This is a genomic window from Capnocytophaga canis, from assembly GCF_043187445.1.
GTDB classification, from domain to species: domain Bacteria; phylum Bacteroidota; class Bacteroidia; order Flavobacteriales; family Flavobacteriaceae; genus Capnocytophaga; species Capnocytophaga canis.
On sequence record NZ_CP171121.1, the window covers coordinates 507,318 to 533,110 of the forward strand.

General features: G+C 33.9%; 23 protein-coding genes and 1 pseudogene. 15 read left to right on the plus strand and 9 right to left on the minus strand.

Annotated features, from left to right (window positions below):
* Positions 1 to 359: 359 nt before the first annotated feature.
* Both ACF3OB_RS02310 and ACF3OB_RS02315 read left to right on the plus strand, forming a co-directional pair.
* On the plus strand, positions 360 to 1,634 hold the full coding sequence (locus tag ACF3OB_RS02310) for a pitrilysin family protein (RefSeq protein ID WP_042009540.1): 1,275 nt from the start codon (positions 360 to 362) through the stop codon (positions 1,632 to 1,634).
* Positions 1,635 to 1,705: 71 nt separating this feature from the next.
* Entirely contained in the window at positions 1,706 to 3,724 is a 2,019-nt protein-coding gene (locus tag ACF3OB_RS02315; protein WP_392448181.1) for a M16 family metallopeptidase, read from the plus strand.
* Between the two features lie 147 nt (positions 3,725 to 3,871).
* Here the strand turns inward: ACF3OB_RS02315 and ACF3OB_RS02320 are convergent, their stop codons facing one another.
* Entirely contained in the window at positions 3,872 to 4,804 is a 933-nt protein-coding gene (locus ACF3OB_RS02320) for a YeiH family protein (protein WP_392448182.1), read from the minus strand.
* 236 nt (positions 4,805 to 5,040) lie between these two features.
* On the opposite strand from ACF3OB_RS02320, the gene ACF3OB_RS02325 reads away from it, so the two are divergent.
* From ACF3OB_RS02325 to ACF3OB_RS02355, 7 genes are all read left to right on the plus strand, one after another.
* Positions 5,041 to 5,568, plus strand: a complete 528-nt coding sequence (locus ACF3OB_RS02325) for a YceI family protein (RefSeq protein WP_095912529.1) — start codon at positions 5,041 to 5,043, stop codon at positions 5,566 to 5,568.
* Positions 5,569 to 5,696: 128 nt separating this feature from the next.
* A complete protein-coding gene (locus ACF3OB_RS02330) occupies positions 5,697 to 6,269 on the plus strand; it encodes a Crp/Fnr family transcriptional regulator (RefSeq protein ID WP_095917684.1) in 573 nt (190 codons plus the stop codon).
* Positions 6,270 to 6,425: 156 nt separating this feature from the next.
* Entirely contained in the window at positions 6,426 to 7,319 is an 894-nt protein-coding gene (locus ACF3OB_RS02335) for a pirin family protein (RefSeq protein ID WP_392448745.1), read from the plus strand.
* Between the two features lie 497 nt (positions 7,320 to 7,816).
* Positions 7,817 to 8,350, plus strand: coding sequence for an NADPH-dependent FMN reductase (locus ACF3OB_RS02340; protein ID WP_392448183.1), 534 nt, complete (start codon positions 7,817 to 7,819; stop codon positions 8,348 to 8,350).
* Positions 8,350 to 8,667 (plus strand): GNAT family N-acetyltransferase, encoded by a 318-nt coding sequence (locus ACF3OB_RS02345; RefSeq protein ID WP_002664345.1) that lies wholly within the window; start codon positions 8,350 to 8,352, stop codon positions 8,665 to 8,667. The genes ACF3OB_RS02340 and ACF3OB_RS02345 overlap by 1 nt, the downstream gene beginning before the upstream one ends.
* Positions 8,668 to 9,132: 465 nt before the next feature.
* Complete coding sequence (locus ACF3OB_RS02350) at positions 9,133 to 9,546, plus strand: GxxExxY protein (protein ID WP_013996603.1); 414 nt, start codon at positions 9,133 to 9,135, stop codon at positions 9,544 to 9,546.
* Between the two features lie 195 nt (positions 9,547 to 9,741).
* Entirely contained in the window at positions 9,742 to 10,137 is a 396-nt protein-coding gene (locus ACF3OB_RS02355) for an OsmC family protein (protein WP_392448185.1), read from the plus strand.
* A 60-nt stretch (positions 10,138 to 10,197) separates the two neighbouring features.
* On the opposite strand, the gene ACF3OB_RS02360 is transcribed toward ACF3OB_RS02355, so the two are convergent.
* The 6 genes from ACF3OB_RS02360 to ACF3OB_RS02385 are packed head-to-tail and all read right to left on the minus strand — an operon-like array spanning position 10,198 to position 17,154.
* Positions 10,198 to 10,902, minus strand: a complete 705-nt coding sequence (locus ACF3OB_RS02360; protein ID WP_392448187.1) for a hypothetical protein — start codon at positions 10,900 to 10,902, stop codon at positions 10,198 to 10,200.
* Positions 10,899 to 11,882: a PD-(D/E)XK motif protein gene (locus tag ACF3OB_RS02365; protein WP_042343952.1), complete on the minus strand. Its 984-nt coding sequence runs from the start codon at positions 11,880 to 11,882 to the stop codon at positions 10,899 to 10,901. The genes ACF3OB_RS02360 and ACF3OB_RS02365 overlap by 4 nt, the downstream gene beginning before the upstream one ends.
* A gap of 5 nt (positions 11,883 to 11,887) precedes the next feature.
* Positions 11,888 to 14,083 carry a Z1 domain-containing protein gene (locus ACF3OB_RS02370; RefSeq protein WP_392448189.1) on the minus strand — a complete coding sequence of 732 codons (2,196 nt, stop codon included), beginning with the start codon at positions 14,081 to 14,083 and terminating at the stop codon, positions 11,888 to 11,890.
* Between the two features lies 1 nt (position 14,084).
* Positions 14,085 to 15,611, minus strand: a complete 1,527-nt coding sequence (locus ACF3OB_RS02375) for an ATP-binding protein (RefSeq protein WP_042347269.1) — start codon at positions 15,609 to 15,611, stop codon at positions 14,085 to 14,087.
* A gap of 20 nt (positions 15,612 to 15,631) precedes the next feature.
* Positions 15,632 to 15,841 carry a hypothetical protein gene (locus ACF3OB_RS02380; RefSeq protein ID WP_042347267.1) on the minus strand — a complete coding sequence of 70 codons (210 nt, stop codon included), beginning with the start codon at positions 15,839 to 15,841 and terminating at the stop codon, positions 15,632 to 15,634.
* An 8-nt stretch (positions 15,842 to 15,849) separates the two neighbouring features.
* On the minus strand, positions 15,850 to 17,154 hold the full coding sequence (locus ACF3OB_RS02385; RefSeq protein ID WP_042347264.1) for a DNA cytosine methyltransferase: 1,305 nt from the start codon (positions 17,152 to 17,154) through the stop codon (positions 15,850 to 15,852).
* A 381-nt stretch (positions 17,155 to 17,535) separates the two neighbouring features.
* On the opposite strand from ACF3OB_RS02385, the pseudogene ACF3OB_RS02390 reads away from it, so the two are divergent.
* The 6 genes and pseudogenes from ACF3OB_RS02390 (at position 17,536) to ACF3OB_RS02415 (ending at position 22,200) form a co-directional block, all read left to right on the plus strand.
* Positions 17,536 to 18,200, plus strand: a pseudogene (locus tag ACF3OB_RS02390) (pirin family protein).
* Between the two features lie 15 nt (positions 18,201 to 18,215).
* Positions 18,216 to 18,626 (plus strand): DoxX family protein, encoded by a 411-nt coding sequence (locus ACF3OB_RS02395; RefSeq protein WP_392448190.1) that lies wholly within the window; start codon positions 18,216 to 18,218, stop codon positions 18,624 to 18,626.
* 125 nt (positions 18,627 to 18,751) lie between these two features.
* On the plus strand, positions 18,752 to 19,573 hold the full coding sequence (gene epsC / locus ACF3OB_RS02400) for a serine O-acetyltransferase EpsC (protein WP_002687357.1): 822 nt from the start codon (positions 18,752 to 18,754) through the stop codon (positions 19,571 to 19,573).
* Between the two features lie 94 nt (positions 19,574 to 19,667).
* Entirely contained in the window at positions 19,668 to 20,576 is a 909-nt protein-coding gene (gene cysK / locus ACF3OB_RS02405) for a cysteine synthase A (RefSeq protein WP_392448191.1), read from the plus strand.
* Positions 20,577 to 20,676: 100 nt separating this feature from the next.
* Entirely contained in the window at positions 20,677 to 21,636 is a 960-nt protein-coding gene (locus tag ACF3OB_RS02410; RefSeq protein ID WP_392448193.1) for a DUF4300 family protein, read from the plus strand.
* Between the two features lie 150 nt (positions 21,637 to 21,786).
* The gene (locus ACF3OB_RS02415) at positions 21,787 to 22,200 is read left to right on the plus strand and encodes a VOC family protein (RefSeq protein WP_042009236.1); all 414 of its coding nucleotides are present in this window, start codon (positions 21,787 to 21,789) and stop codon (positions 22,198 to 22,200) included.
* Positions 22,201 to 22,976: 776 nt separating this feature from the next.
* Here the strand turns inward: ACF3OB_RS02415 and ACF3OB_RS02420 are convergent.
* Positions 22,977 to 24,341: a hypothetical protein gene (locus tag ACF3OB_RS02420; RefSeq protein WP_392448195.1), complete on the minus strand. Its 1,365-nt coding sequence runs from the start codon at positions 24,339 to 24,341 to the stop codon at positions 22,977 to 22,979.
* A 118-nt stretch (positions 24,342 to 24,459) separates the two neighbouring features.
* Positions 24,460 to 25,638 carry a hypothetical protein gene (locus tag ACF3OB_RS02425; RefSeq protein WP_392448197.1) on the minus strand — a complete coding sequence of 393 codons (1,179 nt, stop codon included), beginning with the start codon at positions 25,636 to 25,638 and terminating at the stop codon, positions 24,460 to 24,462.
* Positions 25,639 to 25,793 lie beyond the last annotated feature (155 nt).

Sequence of the window (25,793 nt, forward strand, 5' to 3'; positions counted from 1 at the left end):
TACTCAAATTAAATACGATTGTGGAGCAAATCCATCGAATTTTATAATGTAAAAATATCGTATACTTAAAATTTAAGGCATAAAAAACTAAGATACAAATCTTTACATCTGATTTTAATATCAATTTAAGGCTTGAAACGGAGATATATTACCAACAAATTTAAAGTCTTAACCATACTAGTAATCATTTTACAAATTATTTTGTAACAAAATGAAATATTCTGATACTAACAGGAAAGATTTGTTAGTAAATATATTTTTTAACACGTATTCTTAAATATTCATAGAAATTTTTACTTTTATCATATATGAAAAACAAATTATTTGTAACAGCAATGATGCTTTCAGGAAGTTTTGCTATGGCACAACAAGTTGCCTTTGAAGAATATGACCTGCCCAATGGATTGCACGTCATTTTACATCAGGATAATTCAGCACCTGTGGTGGCTGTGGGGGTGATGTATCACGTAGGAGCGAAAGATGAGGATCGTTCTCGTACAGGGTTCGCCCATTTTTTTGAACACCTTTTGTTTGAAGGAACAGAGAATATTGAGCGAGGAAAATGGTTCGATATCGTTTCCTCACACGGTGGAAAAAACAATGCTTTCACCACACAGGATAAAACCTATTACTATGAAATATTCCCTTCAAACAATTTAGAATTAGGACTTTGGATGGAATCAGAGCGTTTATTACATCCCGTAATAAATGAAATTGGGGTGAGTACGCAAAATTCGGTGGTTAAGGAAGAGAAGAAACAACGTTTGGATAATGCTCCTTACGGAAAAATTATGTATAGAACGGGAATCAATCCACATTTATTTAAAAAACATCCGTATGGAGAGTCTGTTATCGGGCAAATTGAGCATTTAGATGCTGCAAAATTGGAAGAATTTATCGCCTTCAAAAAGAAATTTTACAATCCAAACAATGCTGTTTTGGTGGTTGCGGGAGATTTTGAGAAAACTCAAACTAAAAAATGGATTCATGATTATTTTGCTTCTATTCCAAATACAGGTGATAAAATAGTACGCACAAAAATTGAGGAAGAGCCTATTAATCAAACAATTAAAGTAACAGACTATGATCCTAATATTCAGTTGCCAATAAAAATATACGCTTATCGGACGCCAGGTATGAATGAAAAGGATGCGTATGTTTTAGACCTTATTTCTTCTATTTTGACAGGAGGAAAGAGTTCTCGTCTCTACAAGAAGATGGTAGATGAGAATAAAAGCGCTTTGCAAGTATTAGCTTTTTCCGATTCACAAGAGGATTACGGTACCTACATTATGGGGGCTTTGCCAATGGCTGGAATTTCTCTTGAAACCGTTGGAAAAGAAATGGATGAAGAAATTGAAAAATTACAAAATGGTCTTATCTCGCAACGTGAGTTTGAAAAACTACAAAATCAAATTGAAAATCGTTTTGTGAGCACCAATTCTAACATGGAAGGAATTGCGTTGTCATTGGCGAATTTTTACACTTTCTACAAAGATACAAATCTGATTAATAAGCAAATAGATATTTATCGTTCTATCACTCGTGAGGATATTCAGCGTGTGGCTAAAAAATATCTAAGTGCTAATCAGCGTTTAGATCTTGACTATTTACCAGAAAATGCAAAACAATAATTGAAAAAAGAGTACGTATGAAATCGAATATAAAATTTGTTATAACGTTAATATTTGCATCAATAATAACAATGGCAACAGCTCAAATTGACAGATCCAAAATACCCACTTCGGGAAAAACTCCTGTCATTAATTTAGGAACTCCATATACTTACAAACTATCAAATGGAATGACCCTTTTGGTGGTTGAAAACAATAAATTACCGCGTGTCAGTATAAGTCTGAGTATTGACCAACCACCTGTGCTTGAGGGGAATAAAATGGGAATAGCAGACCTTACTTCATCTTTGTTGGGTAATGGAACCACTTCTATTTCGAAAGATACTTTCAATGAAGAAGTAGACTTTTTGGCAGCAAATATTTCATTATCAGCAGGTGGAGGATATGCATCTTCGTTGTCAAAATATTTTCCACGTGTGTTGGAGTTAATGGCTGATGCAGCTCTGAATCCAAACTTCACGCAAGAAGAATTTGAAAAAGAAAAGGCGAAATTACTCCAAGGAATTAAGTTTGGCGAAAATAGTGCTGAATCTATCGTAGGACGTGTACAAGGAGCGTTAGTTTATGGTAAAAATCACCCTTATGGGGAGTTTTCTACCGAAGAAAGTATCAACAGCATTACCTTAGATGATGTAAAAGCCTTCTACAAAGAACACTTTGTTCCTACAAATGCCTACATTGTGGTTTCAGGAAATATCAAGGTCAAAGAAGCTAAGAACTTGGTTACAAAATATTTCAAAAAATGGAAACCAGGAAAATCTACTCCAAAACCTATTACTACTCCTTCGGATGTGGAATTTACCCAAATCAATTTTGTAGATCTGCCAAATGCAGTGCAATCTGAAATACGCTTTAACAATTTAGTAGATTTGAAAATATCTGACAAGGATTATTTTCCTGTATTGATTGCTAATTACATTTTAGGAGGAGGGTTCGGAAGCTATATCAATATGAATTTGCGTGAGAAAAACGGATTTACTTATGGAGCCAGTACTTCTGTAGGTGCCAATAAATGGACAAGAGGAGATTTTGAAGGTGCTACTAAAGTAGGAAACGATGTATTGGACAAAGCTATTGTTGAAATATTAAAAGAAATACAACGCATTCGTAATGAAGAAGTTGCAGATGATCTTATTGCACAAGCGAAAGCTAGCTATTTAGGTAGCTTCATCATGGCAACAGAAAACCCACAAACTATAGCTCGATACGCGATTAACATCAAAACGCAAAACCTACCTGCTGATTTCTACAAAAATTATGTAGCAAATATTAATGCCGTTACCAAAGAAGATATTAAACGAGTAGCTAATAAATATTTCAAAAACAACAATTTACGTTTCACAGTAGTAAGTAAAGGAAGTGAAGTTGCAGACAAATTAGAAGCTATTACTTTCAACGGGAAGTCAATTCCTGTGTACTACTTCGATAAGTTAGGTAATCCAACAGCTAAAGCTGTATATACTAAGGAGATTCCAGCAGGTGTGACGGCTAAAACGGTATTGGAAAATTATCTAAAATCTGTAGGGAAGACACAAAGCGTTAAAACCATTGCTATCCAAGCGAAAGGTGAGATGCAGGGAATTGCTCTTGATTTTGAAATCAAACGTAGTGGTACTGATAAATTTTTACAACTTATCACAGGAATGGGTATGACCTTGTCAAAGCAAATCGTTAATGGTAAAACAGTTTCGGTCGAGGCTCAAGGACAAAAAATACCGGTTTCAGATGACGAAGTGGTAATAGCTCAAATGGAATCAGGTGTTTTCCCAGAAGTTAATATGCTGAACAATAACAATATAAAATTAGTTGCTATTGAATCATTTAATGGAGCTGATGCCTATGTTATCGCTTTGACAGATAAAAAGAATTTGTACTATGATGTAGTTTCAGGACTTAAAGTAGGAGAGAAAACCACAGTTGAAATGGGAGGTCAAAAAATTGAAAATATCGTTATTTATGATGATTATCGTGAAGTGAAAGGAGTAAAAGTTCCATATGCAATTTCGGTTTCATCTGCAGGAATGACTTTTGAATTCAAGACTTCTGGCGTAAAGATAAATGAAGGCGTTTCTGATGCTGATTTTAAATAATCCCTGTTAACATATAAGTTAAGCAAAAGGAAAATAATACCTTTAGAGCTATACCCCATAGAAACATAGAATTATTATGTTTTTATGGGGTTTAGAACTTAATTTGGGAGTTCTTTTAGGAGTAGATTACGTGTTTTCTCAGAATATTCACATCATTTCATACACCATTAAAAGCCCTAAAAGACTAATGCCTATCCATAGTAAAACGGAAAAAATCAGAGGTTTTACACCTACATTTCGTAGGGTTTCATAAGAAAGTGTACTGCCTATAAGAAATAGCGTAAGATGCAATCCTGCTTTTGCTGTGAGGGTAATGGTATTTGTAATCACCTCGGGAATAGGAAGGTAAGTATTTACCAATATGGCTAACACAAAACCACCTATAAACCAAGGAATTTTTATTCGGTTACTTTTGCCCTTGAATAGCCACATCGTCAGTAAACTCAGCGGAATAATCCAAAGGGCTCGGGCTAATTTTACCGTTGTAGCGATTTTTAGGGCTTCTTCGCCATAATTATTAGCGGCACCCACCACCGAACTCGTATCGTGAATCCCTATGGCACACCACAACCCAAATTGTTCCTGACTCAGTCCAAGCAAATGCCCCACAGGAGGATAAATGAAAAGAGCAATGGAATTGAGCGTAAAAATAACCGCTAAAGCCACCGAAATTTGCTTGCCATTGGCTTTAATAATGGGCGAAATAGCTGCAATGGCACTACCTCCACAAATGGCCGTCCCCACACCGATGAGGTAGCTGAGTATCTTATCGAGTTTTAATATTTTACCCAACAATCCGCACAGTATCAGTACAAAACCAATACTTATAATGGTAATCAAAAATCCGTTTTGCCCTGCTTTGAGTGCTTCATTGAGTTGCAATCCAAAACCTAATCCTATGATGGAAAACTTTAACAATCGATGAATGACTGGATTGATTTTAGGCAGTGGAAATGGTGTTTTCAGTGTAAAAGCAAAAGCAATTCCTAACGCCAAAGCAATGGGCGAAGACACCCAAGGAGATAATGAAAATACCGCGAGTATCAAAAAAAGGAATTTTCGCAGGGTGTTATTTTTCATAAATAAATATTTTTTTATCGGCTATATCAACGTACTAAGGATATTGAAGTGCAAATTTCAGTAGTTTTTTATTATTAACCAAATGAGCAAGAAACTATTTGTTGTGACTACATTTACCCCTTAAGTACAATTTCTTTTAACCAATCGTAAAAAGCAAAAATCACTTCTTGACTTACATCAATGACAGGGTAGAAAAAACCGCATACCTTTGCAGCGAATTTAAAAATAAACAAGATATGTCAACAGTAAAATGGTCATTAGATACCGCTCACAGTGAATTGAATTTCAGGGTAAAACACCTTATGATTTCTAACGTAAAAGGAAGTTTCAAAGATTTTTCAGTGGAAATTCTTGGCGAAGATTTTGCAACTTCAAAAGTAAATGCACAGGTAAAAACTACTTCTATTTTTACCAACAACGAAGACAGAGACAACCACTTGCGTAGTGCCGATTTCTTCGATGTAGAAAACTTCCCAGAAATGAAATTCGAAGGAACTTCTCTTACCAAAAAATCGGACGATGAGTACACTTTGGTAGGAAACCTTACTATAAAAGGTATTACCAAAGAGATAGATTTAGAAGTAGATTTTGGAGGAATTAGCAAGGATCCTTGGGGAAATGAAAAATTAGGATTTTCTGTAAGAGGACGAATCAACAGAAAGGATTTTGGACTGAACTGGAATGCCGCTTTGGAAACAGGAGGTGTGTTGGTAAGCGACGATGTAAGAATCGAAGGAGAATTGCAATTTGCAAAACAAAACTAAAATAAACAAAACTCAATCACTAACGAATGTCAGGGCTTTTACAATGATTGTAAAAGCTCTGATTTTTTGTTTCAAGAGAAAAATCCTAACCAAAATTGTATTATCTTTACCTCCAAAATTGATAGGCAATGATGGTTAGTGAATATTTTTCAAAGTTGGTGGAACTCTCTACAGAGGAAAAAAACTTGATAGATAATAGTTTTGAACTGAAATCCTTTTCCAAAGGAGATTTTCCGTTGCGTTCGGGAGAGGTTTGTGAATCTGAGTTTTTTGTAAAAAAGGGCTGTCTTAAAAATTATTATATCGACTTTCAAGGCAATGAAATTATCTTGTCGTTTGCCATAGAGCATTGGTGGATTGGTGATTTTGAAAGTTTCAATCGTCGTACCCCGAGTAAAATGTTTGTAGAGGCTTTGGAAGATAGCGAAGTTTACACCATTTCTTATAACAAAAAACAACAGCTCCTCAAAGATATTCCGCAATTGGAACGAGCCTATCGCATACTTTTAGAACGACACCTGCAAAACTATCAAGAGCGAATTTATTCCGTATTAGCACTCTCGGCACAAGAACGCTACGAACGATTTTTAGAAAAATACGCCAAATTGGTACAATGCGTTCCGCAGTACTCTATCGCTTCCTTTTTGGGTGTAACTCCCGAAACTCTAAGTCGTATAAGAGCTAAACAAACTAAGAAATAGAAAAATTCGTAGAAATAAAAACACATAGAAATATAGGAAAAAATCTATGTTTCTATGTGGTTTAAAAATGTAATTTCCGTTATTGCCCTATGTCAATGGTTGGGAATGAAAAATACGCTACTTTTGCATCATCGAACGATTAAAATCAAAAAAAATATGTCAAACATCGGAATGATATTAGAAGAAAAAGCAGCAGATATCGGCAACTTTTTGGTAGGAAGATTACTTCCTTTTCGCGAAAAAAGAGCAGTAGGACCTTTCGTGTTCATCGACCATATGGGGCCTGCCGACCTGAAAGATTATCAGAATTTGGATGTGGCACCGCATATTGGGCTTTCTACGCTCACTTATTTGTTCGAGGGATCTATCTTTCACAGAGATAGCATCGGTTCGCAAATGGAAATTCAGCCTGGAGCAGTCAATTGGATGACGGCAGGAAAAGGCGTGGTGCATTCCGAAAGAACACCTGATTACCTAAGAAATACGGAGAAAAAACTACACGGACTCCAAATTTGGGTGGCTCTACCGAAACATTTGGAAGATTGCGATCCAAGTTTTCATCACATCGAAGCACAAGAACTTCCGCATTGGGAGGAAAATGGCGTACAGGTAAAACTGGTTGCTGGAGAGGCTTTTGGGAAAAAATCGCCCGTGCCTGTGCATAGCCCGTTGTTTTTCATTGAACTGAAAGCCAAGGAGAAAACCAAACTCCACATCGGCGAAGACCTCTACGGAGAAGCGGCAATGTATGTACTGGAAGGCACAGTGAACATTGAGGGGAACGACTATGGTTCTAAACAATTGTTGGTGGCTAAAAATAGTAAGTTATGCGAGTTTGAGATGAGTGAAAATTCGGTGGTGTATATTTTCGGTGGAGAGCCTTTTCCTGAAGAGCGATTTATGTTTTGGAATTTCGTGAGCTCCGACAAAGAGAAAATAGAAAAAGCTAAACAAAACTGGAAAGAACAAAACCACGAAGCCTTCCCAAAAGTCATTGACGATGAAGACGATTTCGTACCACTGCCTACCTATCCGCTGAAAAGTAAGTGATTTTAATTAAAAACCGTCCTGAATAGGATGGTTTTTTGATTTTTTGGTGCATTTCATAATATTGAAGTTTTTTTGGTAAGGGAGTATATTTATTTTTGCAAAATCTATACACAAATCTATTATTCAGTAGGTAATGGTTTCGAAGTTATGAAAGTTTTTTTAATTTATTAATAAAAAATATATTATAATATGAAGAGAAATCATTGGATTATACACCAGGATTTACACATTCGTAAATAGTACTCCAATTATCGACCAAAAAAGGATTGATAAAATGGAAAAAGTAATTGAGCCGAATGAGGTAAAAATATTCGGGTATTGAACATAATTTGATAATTCACATCCATTTTTCATAAAACTTACGCCCATTTTTATATTCGTTAACAAGCTTTTGAAATTTGTATATCATATTGCTAAAAGACTTTCTTGACCCATATCAATGAAAACTCTAACGAAAAGAAGTACCTTTACACCCTGAAAAATTCAATATTAAAACAATGAAAATAGTAGCTTTTGCAGGAAGTACATCTTCTACTTCCATCAACAAAAAATTAGTAGAACACACCCTAAAGCATTTCGGGGAAAGCGACATCAACTTATTGGATTTGAACGACTATTCTATGCCGATTTACTCTTCCGATGAGGAGAAAAAAGGGACTCCGGAACGGGCACATAAATTTTTACAGTGTATAGAAGAAGCTGATGCCATCGTTTGCTCGTTTGCAGAGCATAATTCAAATTTTGCCACGGCTTTCAAAAATGTTTTTGACTGGGCTTCGCGTATCAATAAGAGCGTTTTCCAAGATAAACCAATGCTGATTATGGCAACTTCACCGGGCGGATACGGCGGAAAAAATGTTTTAGATGTAGCTCAAAAAACGCTTCCTCACTACGGCGGAAATATCAAAGGGGTATTCTCTTTGCCGAAGTTCGGACAGAATTTCGATGCCAATGAAGGAATTACCAATCCTGAATTGAAACAAGAGCATATCAACACGATAGAAAACTTTAAACAACAAATCGCACAATAGTGAAACCCGAATTAGAACATTTACCATTGGTGAAAAACGATGAAAAAAATCGTTTTGAACTCGAAAACAACGGTCATCTTGCCTTTATCGATTTTGAGGAAAGAGATAGTTTCATTGCCCTGACACACACCGAAGCGGCAGCGGAATTGGCAGGAACGGGAACAGCTGCAGCATTGGTAGAAAAAACGCTACACTACATCGAAGAAAGCGGAAAACAACTGATGCCGTATTGCCCGTATGTGTTTGCATTCATCCAAAAACATCCCGAATGGAAACGCATCGTAAGTCCGAAATTCCCCGCTTACGATAAATTGTAGAAATAAATAAACCACATAGGTACATAGAAAAAAATAAAATCCTATGTTTTCTATGTGGTTCAATTTTTGCAAAAAATAAGCAACTGCGTAAGAGCATAAAAAACTATGTACCTATAAGGTTCGAAACATTTAAACCACATAGGTACATAGAAAAAAATTAAAATCCTATGTTTTCTATGTGGTTTAAATCATACAAAAATAAGCAACTGCGTAAGAGCATAAAAAACTATGTATCTATAAGGTTCAAAAACATTTAAACCACATAGGTACATAGAAAAAAATTAAAATCCTATGTTTTCTATGTGGTTTAAATCATACAAAAATAAGCAACTGCGTAAGAGCATAAAAAACTATGTATCTATAAGGTTCAAAAACATTTAAACCACATAGGTACATAGAAAAAAATTAAAATCCTATGTTTTCTATATGGTTTAAGAAAAAATGAATTAGGTGTTTAAAAAACATATGATGATTACCAAAACATATTTGGATAGTTTGACCTACGAAATTATCGGAAGTGCGATAGAAGTTCACAAAATAATGGGAAGCGGACTACTCGAAAGTGTGTATCATCAATGTATGCGTGAAGAACTGAAAATTAGGGGTATTGATTTTCTAACCGAAATGCGTATCCCTATTATTTATAAAGAAAAGTATTTGGATATAGATTTTCGGTGTGATTTATTAGTAAATCAATCAATTGTAGTAGAGTTGAAAGCCGTACAGGAACTACTGCCTATACACGAAGCTCAATTGCTCACTTATATGAAATTGCTGAAATGTCCGAAAGGAATTTTAATAAATTTCAATTGTTCAAATATTTTTAAAGAAGGACAAAAAACATTCGTTAATGAATATTTTAGTCGATTACCTAGATAGCAAATAGTTAGAAATGTAATAGGTACATAGAAAAAAATTAAAATCCTATGTTTTCTATGTGGTTAAAACCTTTAAAAAACAACCTCATAAGTATAAAGTAATCTCTATGCTTATGTGGTTTAACTTAAAATATAAACCAATCGCATAAGTACATAAAATAATCTATGTTTCTATGTGGTTCAAAATCTTAGAAAAATGAAAGCAAGTGTAAAAGCAACATTAGGAAAAACCAATTTCTATACGGAAATTGTAGCAGGCGAAAATAAGATAATTACCGACGAACCTGTAAGTTTGGGCGGACAAAACAAGGGTTTTAATCCGCTGGAAGTATTGGCGAGTTCATTGGCAAGTTGCACGGCTGCCACTTTGAAAATGTACATAGACCGCAAGGAATGGGAAGTGGAAAGCATTGAAATAGATGTAGATATAGAAAACAACACCACCGAACGCCAAGCGGTATTTACCCGAAAAATACATTTCAACGGCAATCTGGACGATAAGCAAATCGAGAGACTGCACAAAGTAGCGGAATCTTGCCCAATACACAAGCTACTTACCAATCAGGTAGAAATACAAACCGAAATCGTATAAGTTTAGGTTTCGTAAGGTTTATAAATTTAAAAGTCGGTCAAAAACCGACTTTTTTACTAATTAACTAATACTTTTTGATAGTTTTAGAATTAAGTTTCTCCAATCCCTAAGTTGCATTTCTGGATATTTATTTTTGTAAAACTCTGCAACTAATTGCATTGCTGTCAGAGTTCGGTTTTCCTTGATGAGTGGCAATAACTGATTGATGATTTTTTGGTCAGTAATTTTTTCTAATTTGTTACTTTTAACGATTGTGTTTTTTGGTTTTGGCGATTCGTTTTCAAGAGGAAAGAACGAATCTATTTGTTCAAAAAACGAAACTAAATCCCAACGTTTAAATAATATAGGCTCGTCATTATTTTTTAGTTTTTTGCGTAAAAATTCTCCGAAAACCACTTCGTCTTGAAAAAATTGACGGGAATAGAACGATACACTTTTCTTTTCGTTCAATCTTGATTTAGCAATGTGAAAATTCCAACAAACCAATACATCATTTTTTTGGTCATAACCAAAAAACACAAAAGGATTTGGCGATTTTTTGATTTCATCAAATTCATCACGAATAGGCAATTGAGCTCGTGTGGTGTCTGGGCGGTCTTTAAAATATGCCGAAGATAGATTTTTTACATATACATAATACTCAACCTCTTTAAATTTCATTAAAAAAGGCTGTGTTCCACTAATAAACTGAAAATCAGATGATGTTTTTAATACTTCCAACATCAATTGTTTTAGTGTTTCAGGGTAAATTTTCTCTATCTTCATATTTTTAAACTCTTAAAAAGTGAACTATCTGAAAAGTATATTTGCTTCTCTTTTAATGTATTACAGTAAGACAAATCGACATCAAATCTTACATTATTTACTCCTTTCGGAATGGTTTTGGAGTCAATCGAAGGGACATCTTTAAAATCGTAAAATGCCAAAGTATCAATACCTTGCTGATAGTCAAAATAGGTATCAAATGCGTTTTCTAAATTATTGCTTAATGTATAGGCTACAACTTCCTTTAATCTTATTTGTAAGTCAGAACTTTTTAGTCTTTTACAAATATTGTTTATCAAATCAAAAATCGTTTTTCCCTGTCCTGTTTCTATTACAAAAACGGAAGCAATCCACAAATTGGAATGAACATTTGGGTTGAGTTGCTCTGATAAAAACCTATGTATTCTGTTTGACTTTGAGGTGCTTTTCACTTCTATTTTATCTTTTCCGTCGTTGAAATCAAATTTGCTTTGAGGTGAAATATGCCACGACTGAATGAGATATTCGGGATTTTTGGATTGTTCTATTACAAGCAGTTCTGCCCAAAGACCTTGAAGTGTTTTGCGTGGTGGTTGGCTGAATTTACTAAACAATTCCACCAACTTTTGTATTTCGGACTTTAATTGCTTGTGTGTTGGCTCGTCCGAAAGTTTTGCAATGACTAAGGCTACAATGTCAATAAAATATTTTTGAAAATCAATATTAATTGTTTTTAAAGAAATGATTGAATATACATTTTCTGACTGAAAATCATATTCATATAACTTACACGAACGATAAAATTGAACCGATATTTTTTCAAGATTGACATCAATCATCGGATTCACATCATTGCAAGAAATAAAAAATAGTGGATAACCCTCTATTGAAATGCCTATTTTGTGTTTTTTACTGAAAGGCAAGGAAGCAACCGAATAAAGACCTGTTTTACTCGGTTGTTGTTGTAATTTTCTGAATATTTCAAAAATAGAATCTTTCATTTACATTAATTTTCATTTGCTACATAATCCACAGCGAAATCTTTTGGGTAATAAATAGCCAAAGTATAAGCCTCTTTTCCGTTCCATTTCATAGATTCGGATTTGAGTTTTACTTTGTGAATTTGAATACAAATTGAATCTTCAAACTTTATATGAGAATCCCCAGGGTAAGGATTTGAGGTAGCAGTCCCTGAACGCCCTGAATGCAATTCTTTTAATCGTTCTGTATTTTCATCAAAAGCACGCTCACGAGCATCACCTGCGTATGCCATTTGAATAATGTATGCGTATTGCAAAGGCGATTTTTCTTTGTTGGCGAGATATTTCAAATAGCGAATAGTTGCTTGTTTTCTTGCGGCATCAGGCATATTTGAAAACTTGAAATTCGACAAAAACTCTATTACTGTTTGTATAGGTAACTTTATATAACGATGATTTCTGTCTGCTGTTCCGTAATCTTTTTCGTTTGTAAACGATTGGTTTTTAATGAAATTTTCTACAAAAACTTTATTTTCTTCAATATTTTGGAAAGCGTTCATCTTACGCCAACCTTTGAGTTTGGTATTTACGGTATTTGCTGTTAGTATGTTTTTTCGTGTAGCATTGAGTTTTGGAGTAATCAAAAGTAATTGTTCTACTTCTTCAATACTCGATTTTTCTTTGAGCCATTGACGCATTTCCTCTTCGTGTTGTACATATTCGGTATATTCCAAAATGGTATCTTCTGGGAGATATACTCTACACGATTTGAGATAATTAAGTTTGTATCCAAAGAAACGACATCTTTGCTGAATAGTGTCGGCAGTGGATTTGCTTACGCTATATCTCGGCATATAGGTAACTGCCAAGTTTTCAACGGTAAATCCTCTATTGAGCATTTCAGCACCTACCAAAATATGTGATGAATATCCATTCCAATCAATTTCTTTATCTGAACCTTGTTTTTTGGTTCTACTGATTATCAATTCAATATTAGTGTCAAAAATCACATCTTGTAAATGTGGTAACATTTCTTCAAATGAAGGAATTTTATCTTCCGAAGGATTATAAAATTTGATTACTTCTGGATATATTTTTTTGAAAGAATTAACCAAATCTATCTTTGCAAAGTCATTCTCTTCGCTTGTGATTTGTTCTGTCCACATTTGAATTAAATCTGTAATCCAACCGTGAAAAGTTTCGCTTGCATCTTGGTCTTTATCAGCGTGAACCATCATTGACAAAAAGTGTTCTTTTTGCCAAATTTTTACAACCAAAGCAACATTCATTAAGTGAATTTGCAAGGCTTCAATCAATGTTTTTGGACAATTCTCTAATTTGTTCTTTTTGCTATTAAAAACCTCATTTTCAGGAATGGTCAAAACCAATTCTGTATGGTCAACAAAAAAGGTTTTTCCTCCTGTATATTTCTTTCCTGGTGTGAGTACCGTATGATATTTAGGAGAAAGTAAATCCAACATACTAATCAATAGAGGTCCTTGAGGAGTTGCCGTATATTGAATGTAAGAATGATTTGGAATAGAGGATTTTAACTTTAAAATACTGCTGTATGTAGTTGTATAATCATCATCTTCCCATTCTTCTGATTTACTATTTTTATATGCAAATCCGTTCAAACTTGCTTGGTCTGCTTCATCATCAATTATTAGAACTCCATTATTTTTGAGAATCGCTTTTATTTGATTTGAATTGAAAATTTCAGTGAGGTTATTAATGTATTTATGATGTTTCAAAACCGTTATTAAAATTGTTGGTTTTGTGCTTAATTGCAAAGCATTTGTTATTTGCTGTACATCTTTTAGTGTTGGATTTTCAAATGATTTGTAATATTTACTATTAGCTCCGTTGTTTATCAAATCTTTTTTTAATCGCTTTGTAGTTTGCGTTAGAAGATTTGTTTTTGTACCTGCAAAATAAACAATAATTTTAAAACCATTATCATTTGCCATTGCTGATAAAGTAGTGAAAGACATAGTTTTACCACTTTGCACATATCCAAATACAAGATTTGTTGTAGATTGAGATTCGTCCAAATTCGGATTGGTACAATGTGAAAGTATATCAGATGTTTCTGACAATAAACTATTTAATTCATCTTCGTCAAGTTTATTTTTCAAACGACTGACAAGTTCAGTTGTTCTATCTCCAATAACCGGTTTAAATTTTTCCTTATCGTTTGAATTTAATATTTGTATTTCCATATTAATGGTTTATATAATTGTTGAACAAAAGTCTAATATTTGAAGCGTTTGTTGTACCTCTATTTGGTGCCATAATTTCAGCCAAAGCAAGTGCTTTAAAAACTGAAACTATGGGATGATAATTATTCGATTTTTTAAATATATCAAAATGTGTAAAAAATGAGTGAGCAAGATTTATTTTACAAACAACTGTCTTGTTGTTTTCTGTGTCAAATAGATTTTCACTTTTTTCCATTACTACGGAATATAATTTATCTGACATTTCCTCTTGTACCAAATCAACTTTTATGGTATAATCTTCGCCATTCAGTTGAAAAGAATCTGAATGTGTGCTAATTGTAGAAGCCGACAAAATAGATTCCTCAGATTTTTTAGTATGTTGAGTATCATCTATTTTCATTTCAGCCTCTTGCATTCGTTTCGTTAATTCACGAGGTTTAATGGCTTTTTTTAAAGATTTGGTGATGCCTTTTGCTATTTTTGTAATTTCCTCTTTTGCTCGTTGTCTGTAATTTTCTGCTTGACCATACAAATCAAATTCTGCATTTGTCAATTCATCTTTCAATCCACTGATGAAAACTTCCAAGTTTTCTTCATCTCTAAATTTGTTTTTGTTAAATGATACCTCAAACCCTTCGAGTTCTATTTCTCCAAAAATTCTTTTGTATCTCGGAGAACCAACTTGACCGCATAATGTAGGTGGAAAATATTTCTCTTCAATAATTCTTCCTCTTCGCATTAGTGCAATACCATTTGCAGCTTGTTGCATTGTTTTTAAAATAGCTATAAAACCTTTGGCTTTATAATCTCCAAGTTCAAAATCTATTTCTTTTTTCCAATAAACATCTTCTTTGTCAGGCGTTTTATAATATGGAGCGGTTAATATTTCATACTCTGGATGACTTAATAATTCGTCATTTACATAAATATCAATTTCATTATTTCGGATGAACTTTCGATAAAAACTTGATAAATGTCGTCTGATTTTATCCATTTGATTAACAGATGGTGCTTGGTCTGAAAGATTAGATAAAACTATTTTTGTATAATGTTCGTTAATAGGTTTGTCTGATAGAGTAACAAATAATTCTTCTTTGTTTTCTTTTATCACTTTTTTCAAATCAAATTCAACATATCTTTCTACTTTTTCGCCTAATGCTTTTGTATAAACACACCAATTGTCGGCTAACCATACAGAAGCCGTTTTCATTCCCATTCCAAATTCATTCAAACCTGTTTTATCAATAGGAATATGAGCAGGTTCAAAGGCTTTCTGATAGCTTTTAGTGTTGATTCCAGCTGCGTTATCAATAATAGTAATTGTTCTCTTTTCCCAATCAATATTAATCCTAACTTCTAATTTGTAATTAGGCTCTATTTTGTGCAAAATATCTTTGTTATTTAAATAACTTTGCAAGGAGTTATCAACATATTCACCCAATGCAAATGAAACAGTATTGTTCAAAGCTCGGAATGTTGAATATACATTAGGCTGTAAAGCAATTGATACTTTTTCGATTTGATTCATTTTACCTTATTACATAAACATTAATTTGCATAAAAAACTTGCTCATAAACACCGTGTTTATACACTATTTTTGAATTTTCAGATGAAAACACAAATGTTTTTCTCTTGCCAAAAAGAGCATTTTCATTTCTTAATTTTTGTAATTCTTTTTGAGCATCAAGTTTTGAATGAAAGTCATTCACTAAATGAAATTCTCTGCCGTCTCTGATTTTTATTTTTGGTAGTTTCATAATTCACTTTATTTTATTAGATTTTCAGCTATTTTTTTTACAACTTCCACATTTACAGCATTTCCAAATGCTCTAAATGCTTTTGCAATTGTATCAGGGTATTTTTTCAAATCTTCCATACATTGCAATTTTGCAGCTTCCTGCCTTGTCATATATCTTCCTTTTTCTCCATTTGGAGTTTCAACCCAAGGGAAAATTGGAATTTGTGTCGTAGTCAATACCAATGCAGGGGAAAAAGTTGGCTTTTTAACACGAATTCCCGAAGGTCTGAATTGAATAATTTTATCAAATAGATTTGGATTTTCTTCATACCCACAATTCCATTCAAACTTTTGATGACTGTTTTCAAAATCTTTGATTTTGTGTAGCCAAGTGTCTATCCAAGACTTGTTTTCTTCGTAATATGCTCTATTTAAACGAATAAATTGTTTTTTCCATTCTGGAAAGTGTCTGTTTTTTTGTAATTTACTCGTTTGAGCATAAATTGGTAAACATTGTAAATAGTCATCTTTTGAATGACCGTCTATTATTTCTCCAAATTTACCTTTTCTATCTTTTAGTTCATAACCTCGTTGATAATATGGTGCTATACCTTCAAATTTATAATCAGCCCCAAATTCCATAGCCCAAATCGGGAAAGTAGGTAATTTAGCATTGTTTTCTTTTATCAAATCCAAAAACTCTTGCCATACTTCTAAATGATTGCGTGTAACAGATTTTAAAGTCATATAATCAGTATCGTCTTCTACTATTATATCTTTAATACTACACTCTGGACGCTCGGAATGGTCAGGAAATTTAAAGTCTTTTAATCCTCCTTTTTTCTTTAATCGACCTACAATATAAATCCTAGAACGATGTTGTGGAATACCAAAATGATGTGGTGAAATAATTGCATCAGCAATTTCGTAATGTTTTTCTAAGGACTCTTGAATTACTTTATAAGTATTTCCCCCATCGTGCGATTTTAGATTCGGTACATTTTCGAGAATCAGAAATTCAGGTTTGTGAGCCTCCAATATGTCCATAATTCTATAAAACAAATTTCCTCTTCCTTGTTCGTCATTAAACCCTTGCTGTGAACCTGCTTGTGAAAAAGGCTGACAAGGAAAACCTGCACATAAAATATCGTGTTTTGGAATGTTGTTTATATTTACTTCATTGATATCTCCTTGAATTTCATTGCCGTGATTTTCAGTATATAGCTTTCTTAAATCAGGGTCAAGCTCACTGGCAAAAACGCATTGATGCCCCAATTTAGACAATGCCAAATGAAAACCTCCTAAACCTGCAAACAAATCAATAAATTTCATTTATGATGATTTTTCTCTAAAGAGTTTTATGAACATACAAAGTTACAATAATTGTTTTTAATAAAACAAACTCTTGCATATAATCAATAAAACTTCTACATTTGCCTTGTTTATACAGATTTTGTTCTTTTAGAGCGAATAAGTAATTATTTATATTTCAATATATTAGAGTGCTGAGGGGATAAGTTATTTCAGAAGATATTCTTTCTTGATTTATATCAATGTTTAGCGGTGGATGTCCGTAGTATCTTTGCATCATCAATAACAAAGTATTAAAAAATTAAATCGATGCGAAAAATTTTATTATTTTTAAGTGCAGCACTTTTGAGCAGTTGCAGTTTCGGACAAAAAACAAATTCAAACAATAAAAATAACAATCAAATGAAAGCAGTTTATCATAAAGCAGACAGCAGAGGACACGCAAACCACGGAGAATGAACTTCGGTGTTCTTCGTGTATTGAATGACGATACCGTAAAAGGTGGAATGGGCTTCGGAACACACCCCCACCGCGATATGGAAATCATCAGTATTCCTTTGGAGGGCGACCTGAAACACGGTGATAGTATGGGCAACGAAGGGATTATCCGCAAAGGAGAAATCCAAGTGATGAGTGCCGGAACAGGAATTATGCACAGCGAAATGAACGGCAACCAAGGTGAAACCGTGAAATTCTTGCAAATTTGGGTTCTTCCTCGTCAAAAAGGAGTTAAACCTCGTTACGATCAAATCAACATCGAAAAAGATAAGAAAATCAACGATTTCCAACAAATCCTATCCCCTAACCCTGATGATGCAGGCGTATGGATTCACCAAGATGCGTGGTTCAATATGGCGAACTTTACCGCAGGAAACTCAAAAACATACAAGCTAAATAAAGAAGGTAATGGGGTGTATGTATTCGTTATCAAAGGGAAAGCAAAAATAGGCGACCAAGTATTAGACCAAAGAGATGGTTACGGAATTTACGATACTTCAGAATTTGATTTAGAGGCTCTTGAAGATTCACAAATTCTATTGATGGAAGTACCAATGCAATTGCCATAAAAAAATTAAAATACAATGAACATATTTCAAAACAAAGATTTAGGACTTTTAATTCTTCGTCTTTCCGTAGGATTATTAATGATTCCACACGGAATCCATAAATTACTGAATTCAGGAGCGTTGGGATACATTCAGTCGCTCTTGGAAGCCAAAGGATTACCAACGTTTATCAGCTATGGTGTTTTTGTAGGAGAAATTATTGCACCGCTCCTCATCGTAATTGGTTTCCGTACGCGTATCTCGGCATTGGTATTGGCAGCCACAGGTTTGATGATGCTGTTCTTAGGGTACGACAATCTTTTTTCCCTCACACAGCACGGTGGTTGGGTCGCGGAACTTGCAGGATTGTTCCTCTTCGGAGCCTTGGCATTAGCTTTCACGGGCGGTGGAAAATACGCTCTATCCACGAATAATCAGTGGGATTAAAATAAATAAACAGCAGAAACGAAACGCCCTTTAATTGGGGCGTTTTTTAAGTTAAAATCTATTTGAAAAAATCTTGGAAAATACTCCTTTCGTTAAAAAAACATTTTTATTTCACATCTGATATTATGAAAAACAATTTTTTAGAATACTTAAAAACAGGTTATTGTGATAGAAAATATGATTTAAACAAACAGAAAATAGAACAATTTATAGATTCTTTTTTTCGGTTTATATTTTTCTTAGAGCCTCAAAGATGTGATTCTCAAACGGAGATTGAAAGCCGATTTGTCAGTTTTAAAAATCAGTTTAAAGAAATAATAAACGATGTAAAACAAGAAAATACCGCACAGATATGCGAAACTTTTTTTAATGAGATTCCTAGCATTTATGAAACATTAGAAAAAGACGCTCAATTTTTCTTGGAAAGTGATCCTGCTGCCACGCATATAGAGGAAATTAAAGTTTCATACCCAGGGTTTTATGCTATCGCAATTTATAGATTTGCACATCAGCTGTACCTTCAGAAAGTCCCACTCATCCCAAGAATTTGGACAGAGCTTGCCCATAGCAAAACGGGAATAGATATTCATCCAGGGGCAAATATTGGAGAATATTTCTTTATTGATCACGGCACAGGAATTGTAATAGGAGAGACCACTCAAATAGGAAATCGTGTAAAAATCTATCAGAATGTAACATTAGGGGCGTTGGCTGTATCTAAAAGCATTGCCAATACCAAAAGGCATCCTACCATAGAAGATGAAGTAACCATCTATGCAGGAGCTACTATTTTGGGCGGAAAAACCATCATTGGTAAGGGGGCTACCATCGGAGGAAATGTTTGGATTACAGAAAGTATATTCCCTTATAGTTTAGTATATTATAAAGACAAAACCATCATCAGAAGCCAAGAAAATTCACCCGAACCGATTAATTTTTCCATATAAACCTATTAAATGATATGGATACACCGATAAATTTTCCTGTAAAAAGGAAAAAATATAACAAAAAACATTCTTAATATTTAAAATCATACAGAATATGAAATTCAATAATGTATTAGAAACTATTGGGAAAACGCCGGTAGTCAGATTGAGTAAAATTTTTCCTAAACATAATGTTTGGATAAAATTAGAACGAAGCAATCCAGGGGGAAGCATCAAAGATAGAATTGCTTTAGCAATGATAGAAACCGCTGAAAAGGAAGGAAAAATCAATAAAAATACTCAAATCATAGAACCCACTTCGGGAAATACAGGAGTAGGATTAGCCATGGTTTCAGCCGTAAAAGGTTATCATTTAACATTGGTAATGCCTGAAAGTATGAGTATAGAACGCCGAAAATTAATGTCTGCCTATGGTGCTAATATTGTATTAACTCCAAGAGAATTAGGTATGAAAGGTGCCATTGAAAAAGCTCAGGAGTTGGCACAGCAAAACGAGAACACTTGGATACCACAGCAGTTTGAAAACATCTCAAACCCTGAAATTCATCGTAATACAACTGCTCAAGAAATTCTTAATGATTTTCCAGAGGGAATTGATTACCTCATCACAGGCGTAGGGACAGGTGGACATATTACAGGAATTTCGGAGATTATAAAACAGAAATTTTCTCAGTTAAAATCTTTTGCTGTAGAGCCAGAACTTTCCCCAGTTCTCAGTGGCGGAAATCCAGGAGCACACCCTATACAAGGCATTGGTGCGGGTTTTGTACCCAAAGTTCTCAATACTGAAATTTTAGACGGAACCATTCAGGTGAGTAAAGAAAATGCCTTTGCTTTTACACAAAAATTAGCTCAAGAAGAAGGTATTTTAGCCGGAATTTCCACAGGTGCATCTCTTGCTGCTATTTCTCAAAAATTAAATGAACTTCCAGAAAACTCAACTATTTTAACAATTAATTACGATACAGGAGAAAGATATTGGTCAGTGGAAGGGCTTTTTTAAATTTCTAAAATGATTGGAAAAAATTCCAATCATTTCGTTTAAATATATGCTTATTAGAAACGCTATTCCATATCTTTGTACCAATAAAATTTAGAACATGATGAAAAAAAATACATTGATTATTGCATTATCGGTAGTAGCAACTCTATGCAGTTGTAATAAAACTACCACCCCCAAGACAGAAACTCCACAAACTATATCTAAAAATACCCCACAGCCTTTTCTTTCTAGTATAGAATATTCTAATTTGGTAGATAAAGCCAGCCAAGAAGAAGTAAAAGAGGCAATGTTAAAGGCTGGAATTACACCTTTGGCAGTAGATACTTTTTTTGAAAATGTAAATACCTTTAACCAAACGGTTACTGATGTAGGAATGGTAGATAAAGGATTCGTCATTTCCAATGAATTAGCACCAGAATATGACGAAGCAGGTATACAGATGCAATGGGAATCCAAAAATCCAGTATTCCCTGGCTACAATTGTCGTATCACTTCGTTTGATATGTTTGCCGATTTTTTTACCGTTGATACAAAAAAAGCAATCAACAACAAGAAAAATCTGTTTTTAGACGAACATGCTCTTGATAATTGTCATAAAGAAATATTTTCAACAAAACAACGAGAGAAATTTACAATTTTTTATGCTCAAATCCCAACCGTAGAAGGTAAAGAAGTAACCAAACATGTGGAAATTGTTCAGAAATATTGGAAAGATAGAGGCATTACTTTTCTTCACAATCAAGATAAAACCAAGGCTTCTTTAATTTCTGTATTTTTCCATTCATTTTTCGATACCGAAGACAATCATTTGTTTATCGGACATATCGGGGTTTTGGTACCTACTGAAAATGGAAAACTTATTTTCATTGAAAAACTATCTTTTCAAGAGCCTTATCAAGCACTGAAATTCAACAATCGAACGGAACTTAATGATTACCTCATGAACCGTTACGATGTGGAATGGAACCAACCTACAGCCGCACCCTTTATCTTTGAAAATAATCAACTGATAGAAGGCTATAGACCCAATCCGAATAAAAAAATAGAACAGAGTTCGTAATGTCCAAAGATATTTGTTTTGCTTTTATAATATTTTTTCAAATCTTAAAATGATTATTCGCAGTTTGTAATCCTTAAAAAATGTCTTATAGCAATATTTTTTTGATTTGTTCTGACTATCTTTGCTCAGAATAATTTAAAAACAATAAAAATGGCAACAAGAATCAATCCGTATTTGAATTTTAACGGGAATTGCGAAGAGGCGTTCAATTTTTACAAAAAGGCTTTCGGAGGCGATTTTACAATGGTGGTTCGCTCTGATGAAACTCCGATGGAAGTAGCTGAAAATGAGAAAAACCGCTTGATGTACATCGAACTTCCGATAGGCGAAAACGATAAACTAATGGGGTCGGACATTTTCGAATCGCTTGGGCAGAAACTTACTACGGGCAATCACAACTATGTGAGCATAGCCGTAGATAGCAAAGCCGAAGCCGACCGCCTTTTCCACGTACTTTCCGAAGGAGGCGAAATAGAAATGCCTATGGAAGAGCAATTTTTTGGCTATTTCGGAGATTTTAAAGATAAATTCGGCATCTCTTGGATGATTATTTTTGAAGGGTGAAACTTTTACCACACATAAACCTATTTTCATAGACGACCTCAAACATGACCAATTCTGTGAATTGTGCAGAAGAAGGAAGATGTATTCTGTCCAAATAGGCGGTAGGGTTTAGATAATAGGAAATAGTAAGGAAGCTGTTGGAGACTTTTCCGACAGCTTCTTATTATTAAAACTATCGGATGAACCCTTATGGCTAAAAAAACTTATACTTCTAGATTTTTAAAATATAAGTACCACTTTATAAAGTTCTTTTAGCCCCAAAACGAAGCCCTCTATGCAAGGTTAATTTCTTCTTGGAGACAAAGTAAGAGTTATCATTAAAAAGGCTTCACTATAACTCTTATAAGTCTATAAAAAACAATAATTTACAAGGTTTTTAAGCTCCATTTTTACCACATTGTCTATAAAAGAAGGCTGTCCATAAAAAATCGGACAGCCTATATTTTTCATTCTTAAAAATTATTTTTTTGAGTTCATTATTTATTTTCACACACTGTTCTTTTCCTTAGATGAAGAAGAACCAAAAGTGCGATCCGCACGGGCATTAAAAAATAAGCAGTCGGCTTCCGACAAATTTTTCCAAACCTGCTTTCTGCGGTCGCTTCGAACAATGGAAAATTTTCCACATACTAAGCTCCAAGTTTTCGCTTACTTTGTTTTATTCGTTGATTTTCCTAACGCCAAATCTTCAATGCCGATGAAAAGTGGCCAAAATACTGAAAAATCAGTGTTGAACCATTAAAAAATATATCAATTAAGTACTGAACTCAAAAAAATTAATGCCACTGGTAAGTTATACCTGCAAAAACATTGATTCCCTTGGTATTGTTTGAAAATAAATTACTTATAATGCTACTTGAACCAACTACTAATGGCCCTACACGAAGTCCTGTACCTATTGTTGTTCCTACTTGTTGTGTATTAGCTATGGGTAAATAAAATCCTATCCATCTTGATTCGTATCGAGGTGTTAGTACAAAGCTATTAGCGTAGGCAGCGTTGTAGATTTTATCTTTCTTGTCAGATGAAGCAAATTGCCCTGAAAAATCAACGAAAAATTTTCGCAAAATACGAGCATCCGCATAAATTCGCAAAGCTACAGGAAGAGATGAAGTAAAGGTTTTCCCCTTTAATGAGGTTTGGCTAACCAAATTGCTTCTATCCAGATCACGTTGCAAATTGTCTAAGTTCAATGCTACGGATGTTACTGACGAATTAATTGAGTATTTTTTTGAATTTTCAGTGGTTGTATAATTCAATCTTCCTGCATCGGTGAAAGCTAATCCAAACTTAAAGTCGTAAGGAGTCTTTTCACAATCTGGACAAGGTTCTTTTCGGTATTCGTATGCAAATCCAGCATCAAAAACAAAAGTTGAAGCACTTGATTGCAGTCTAAACTTAGAGTCTGAATCTTCTCCCCAAATATTAATACCTCCGTTATTGATACTAAAATCACCTGTACCAGAGATGTTTAGAATAACATCATCCTTTTTTTGCTCCAATTTAATAGCTCCAGAAAAACCATCAAAACCAGCACGCGAACTAATAATTCCTTGGATAGCTTTCAAGGTAACTCCAACTTTGATTGTATGTTTTTCATTACTAAAAACAATACTTCCCCATGAAACTCCCACTTCGGAGAAAGCATTTACCAAAATATGCTGATTATCAATTTTAATAGAAGGATAAGCTGCTAAATCCATTAAATTTGTGTCAGAAAAATAAGATTCCAAGATTTTAGCATCTACTCCTCTTGCATCGGCAATGGCACGAACTCGTGAAGTAATAGCAATCGCATTTTTATTCCCTATATTAAAGAAAGCGGAAGGACCAAGTATGTCTAGATTGAAATCCGCATCAAGGTCATTGTGAGAAAACACGGAACCTTCTCCCGTTTTTGTAAATTTTTCAAAACTATCAGACAAACCGCTGAGTGATAAAGGCACCTTATTATTGGAAAAAATTCCATCAAATGATAAAAGATTAACTCCTTTTTTGTGCATTCCACCAACAGCTTCAGCTGGGTTATTGATAATTGAATAAATACCTCCGTACGGGCTGACTCTGAACCCCGAAAAAGACTGCTGAGCTCTTATACTAAAAGTACTCAGCATCAGTAGTAAAAAAAATATTTTTTTCATGTGCTTGGTGTGTTTAATTTAGGCAAAATTAAGACCTTTTATTTACATGAAAAAAAAAGTTATACTTAAAAAAAAGTTAATATTTTCACAAAGAGTTAGTTATAACAATATTTAGAAGCTAATTTCGGTTTATCCTGAACAACCATTCGCTTACACAAATTAAGAAAATACCACTTGCCAAACTCAGTAAAAGAAAGTAATTTTCAAAAAAAGCCCAACCTAACCAAAGACAAATACCTTTGTAAGCAATTAAAAACTCAGTAGTGAGAAATCCTGCAATGTATACAAGTATTGATATTCTACTCAAATTCAAAAGATTATTTTCTTTCAAAAGATATAACAACCCAAAATTGACAACTCCTAAGAAATTAAAGTGCAAATAACTCATTATAAAGTCATTATTGTAAAAAATAATCTCTTTGAAATAAGGAATAGAAGCGAAAAACATCATACAAACCTTAGTAATAAACAAAAAGAGAAACCCGTTGCTTAAAACATTTTTAAAGGGATATTTCTGTATGTAGAAATAGATGACAGCTCCTATCGAAAGCATCCAAACTAGGGAACTAATTGTAGCAATAAGATGTAAGAAAATACTATCAAAAATACTTATGTATGAAACAGCTATTGCTCCAAAAACACCTATTTGAAAGCCATAGAAAAATTTATTAATCCAAGGAGATGTAATTCTATCAGCATGATTTTTTTTAAGAAAAAGTCCCATTAGGGTTGTCAAAACCCAGCCATTATATTGAAAATCTAAGAAAAAGAAAATGGATGCTTGATACAGGTTTGAATCTTTTCCAGTGGTTGCAATCGCTACAGGAATCATCCAAATACCTACGCTTGAAAGAATTAAATAGAAAATACCCATTCGTACAAACCGGTATGAAATCAACTGCTTATGCTCTTGTGTATTTGAATTTTTAAGGAAAAAATAACTGTAGTAATATGAAAATAGAAGGAACAAGACACTAAATGAAATCGAAATAGCTCCGTATCCTTGGAAAGGGAAACTGAAAAGCATCCCCAATAGAGAGATTTGTGTCAGATAAAAAATACGACGATGTTGCTTAGCTTTTTCAAGGGGAATAAATGAGTAGCTAAGTAGGGCTGTAAGGGTTGTGTAAATCCATCCCAAAATGGCGATATGCGAGTGTGTATGTAGAACATATCGATAATTATAACTAAATAAATCAGGCACTGCATGTGTTAATCGCATGAAAGTCCCGAATCCTATAATAATTAAAAAATAGGAAAAAGACCAATACAAATCTTGCCGAATACTGATTTTCATTTAATTATTTTTTCGATGTAGCAAAGGTATAACTTTTATCGAATAAATGAAAATAGAGGCATCCGAAAAGTCAGAGTAATATCATTCTGAGATGGGATAAATCCTTATAAGTTGTGCTTCTTTTAAAGATTTTCCCTTTTGTTGGAATGACAAAA

Coding starts and splice junctions, on each gene's coding strand:
- ACF3OB_RS02310 (WP_042009540.1), top strand. CDS start 360: ATGGCACAACAAGTTGCCTTTGAAGAATATGACCTGCCCAATGGATTG.
- ACF3OB_RS02315 (WP_392448181.1), top strand. CDS start 1,706: ATGGCAACAGCTCAAATTGACAGATCCAAAATACCCACTTCGGGAAAA.
- ACF3OB_RS02320 (WP_392448182.1), bottom strand. CDS start 4,804: ATGAAAAATAACACCCTGCGAAAATTCCTTTTTTTGATACTCGCGGTA.
- ACF3OB_RS02325 (WP_095912529.1), top strand. CDS start 5,041: ATGTCAACAGTAAAATGGTCATTAGATACCGCTCACAGTGAATTGAAT.
- ACF3OB_RS02330 (WP_095917684.1), top strand. CDS start 5,697: ATGATGGTTAGTGAATATTTTTCAAAGTTGGTGGAACTCTCTACAGAG.
- ACF3OB_RS02335 (WP_392448745.1), top strand. CDS start 6,426: ATGTCAAACATCGGAATGATATTAGAAGAAAAAGCAGCAGATATCGGC.
- ACF3OB_RS02340 (WP_392448183.1), top strand. CDS start 7,817: ATGAAAATAGTAGCTTTTGCAGGAAGTACATCTTCTACTTCCATCAAC.
- ACF3OB_RS02350 (WP_013996603.1), top strand. CDS start 9,133: ATGATGATTACCAAAACATATTTGGATAGTTTGACCTACGAAATTATC.
- ACF3OB_RS02355 (WP_392448185.1), top strand. CDS start 9,742: ATGAAAGCAAGTGTAAAAGCAACATTAGGAAAAACCAATTTCTATACG.
- ACF3OB_RS02360 (WP_392448187.1), bottom strand. CDS start 10,902: ATGAAGATAGAGAAAATTTACCCTGAAACACTAAAACAATTGATGTTG.
- ACF3OB_RS02365 (WP_042343952.1), bottom strand. CDS start 11,882: ATGAAAGATTCTATTTTTGAAATATTCAGAAAATTACAACAACAACCG.
- ACF3OB_RS02370 (WP_392448189.1), bottom strand. CDS start 14,083: ATGGAAATACAAATATTAAATTCAAACGATAAGGAAAAATTTAAACCG.
- ACF3OB_RS02375 (WP_042347269.1), bottom strand. CDS start 15,611: ATGAATCAAATCGAAAAAGTATCAATTGCTTTACAGCCTAATGTATAT.
- ACF3OB_RS02380 (WP_042347267.1), bottom strand. CDS start 15,841: ATGAAACTACCAAAAATAAAAATCAGAGACGGCAGAGAATTTCATTTA.
- ACF3OB_RS02385 (WP_042347264.1), bottom strand. CDS start 17,154: ATGAAATTTATTGATTTGTTTGCAGGTTTAGGAGGTTTTCATTTGGCA.
- ACF3OB_RS02395 (WP_392448190.1), top strand. CDS start 18,216: ATGAACATATTTCAAAACAAAGATTTAGGACTTTTAATTCTTCGTCTT.
- epsC (WP_002687357.1), top strand. CDS start 18,752: ATGAAAAACAATTTTTTAGAATACTTAAAAACAGGTTATTGTGATAGA.
- cysK (WP_392448191.1), top strand. CDS start 19,668: ATGAAATTCAATAATGTATTAGAAACTATTGGGAAAACGCCGGTAGTC.
- ACF3OB_RS02410 (WP_392448193.1), top strand. CDS start 20,677: ATGAAAAAAAATACATTGATTATTGCATTATCGGTAGTAGCAACTCTA.
- ACF3OB_RS02415 (WP_042009236.1), top strand. CDS start 21,787: ATGGCAACAAGAATCAATCCGTATTTGAATTTTAACGGGAATTGCGAA.
- ACF3OB_RS02420 (WP_392448195.1), bottom strand. CDS start 24,341: ATGAAAAAAATATTTTTTTTACTACTGATGCTGAGTACTTTTAGTATA.
- ACF3OB_RS02425 (WP_392448197.1), bottom strand. CDS start 25,638: ATGAAAATCAGTATTCGGCAAGATTTGTATTGGTCTTTTTCCTATTTT.